Annotated in this window: 1 protein-coding gene; it reads left to right on the forward strand. The window is 71.5% G+C overall.

Annotated features, from left to right (window positions below):
• On the forward strand, nt 1–2,274 hold a 2,274-nt coding region (locus ACFXDE_RS43825), incomplete at both ends, for a beta-ketoacyl synthase N-terminal-like domain-containing protein (RefSeq protein WP_380499806.1).

The raw sequence follows: 2,274 nt of genomic DNA on the forward strand, positions 1-2,274 counted from the left end.
CCTCACCACCGCCCACGCCCACCTCCACACCCACGGACACACCACCCCCACCCCCACCGGAAACCCCACACCCCTCCCCACCTACGCGTTCCAGCGCGACCGGCACTGGATCGACACCGCGACGGCCGTCCGGCGTCCGGCGAAGGAACTGCCGACCGGGTCCGGCGTCGACGCCGCCGACGAACGCCTGCCGCTGGCACGGCAGTTGGCCGAGCTCGACCAGGAGGGGCAGGACGAGGCACTCCTCGACCTGGTCCGCACCGCCGTGGCCATCGTGCTCGGCCACATCACCCCCGAGGCCATCGAGACCGACCGCGCGTTCAAGGACCTCGGATTCGACTCCCTCACCAGTGTCGAGCTGCGCAACCACCTGGCCGCGGTCACCGGTCTTCCGCTGTCCGCGACGCTGCTCTACAACCACCCGACCCCGGGCTCCCTGGTCCACCACCTGCGCGATGAGCTGCTCACGCCGAACTCGGCTTCTCCGGCGACGACTTCCGTATCCGCCGGGGACGACCCGATCGCCATCGTGAGCATGAGCTGCCGCTTCCCCGGCGGTGTCAGCACCCCCGAACAGCTCTGGCAGCTGGTCGTGGACGAGGTCGACGCGATCACCGGCTTCCCGACCGGACGCGGCTGGGACCTCGACGCCCTCTTCGACCCTGACCCCGAGAAGCCCGGCTCCTCCTACGCCCGTCACGGCGGATTCCTCCACGACGCCGACCGGTTCGACGCCGACTTCTTCGGGATCAGCCCCCGCGAGGCCGCCGGCATGGACCCGCAGCAGCGACTGCTGCTGGAGATCGGCTGGGAAGCGGTCGAGCGGGCCGGGATCGACCCGACCTCCCTGCGCGGCACGCAGACCGGCGTGTTCATCGGCGCCATGTCCCAGGACTACGGGCCCCGGCTGTACGAGCCGGCGGACGGCGTCGGCGGCTACCTGCTCACGGGGAACACCGCCAGCGTCGCATCGGGCCGACTGTCGTACACCTTCGGTTTCGAGGGTCCTGCCGTGACCGTCGACACCGCGTGCTCCTCGTCGCTGGTCGCCCTGCACCTGGCCGCCCAGGCCCTGCGCCAGGGCGAGTGCTCGCTGGCACTGGCCGGCGGTGTCACCGTGATGGCCAACCCCGGCATGTTCGTCGAGTTCAGCCGCCAGCGCGGACTGGCCGCCGATGGCCGCTGCAAGGCCTTCTCGGCCGGTGCCGACGGCACCGCCTGGGCCGAGGGAGCCGGACTGCTGCTCCTCGAACGCCTCTCCGACGCCCGGCGCAACGGGCACCAGGTCCTCGCGCTGCTGGCCGGTTCGGCGATCAACCAGGACGGTGCCAGCAACGGTCTCACCGCGCCCAACGGCCCCTCCCAGCAGCGCGTCATCCGCAGCTCCCTGGCCGGCGCCGGCCTGACGGCCGACCAGGTCGACGTGGTGGAGGCGCACGGCACCGGCACCGCGCTCGGCGACCCGATCGAGGCCGAGGCCATCCTCGCCACCTACGGGCAGGACCGGGAGACGCCCCTGCTGCTGGGCTCGCTCAAGTCGAACATCGGGCACAGCCAGGCCGCGGCCGGCGTCGGTGGCGTCATCAAGATGGTCGAGGCGATGCGCCACGGCGTGCTGCCCAAGACCCTGCACGTCGACGAGCCCTCCCCGCACGTCGACTGGACCGCGGGGTCCGTGGAACTGCTCACCGAGCAGCGGGACTGGCCCGAGACCGGGCACCCCCGCCGGGCCGGCGTCTCCTCCTTCGGCATCAGCGGCACCAACGCCCACGTCATCCTCGAACACGTCCCCACAGCTGACGCTGCCACCGAGCCGGAGATCCCGGGCGCCGTCCACACCTGGGCACTGTCCGCCAAGACCGAACCCGCACTCCAAGCCCAGGCCGCACGCCTGCTCACCTTCCTCCACGAACACCCCGACACCAACCCGGCCGCAATCGCCCACTCCCTCGCCACCACCCGCACCGCATTCGAGCACCGGGCCGTCGTCATCGGCAACGACCTCGACGAACTCACCCACGCTTTGGAGCAGTTGGCCGACGGCGAATCCTCCCCGTCCGTCGTGCGCGGGACGGCGACCGGATCCGGCAAGCTCGCCTTCCTCCTCTCCGGCCAGGGCTCCCAGCGCGCCGGCGCAGGCCGCGAACTCTACGAAACCCAGCCCGTCTTCGCCGCTGCGCTCGACCGCGTCCTCGCACTGCTGGAACCGGGACTTCGGGACATCATGTTCGCCGAGCCCGGCACACCCCAGGCCGAACTCATCAACGACACCCG

This window comes from Kitasatospora sp. NPDC059408 (assembly GCF_042751525.1).
Classification (GTDB): Bacteria; Actinomycetota; Actinomycetes; order Streptomycetales; family Streptomycetaceae; genus Kitasatospora.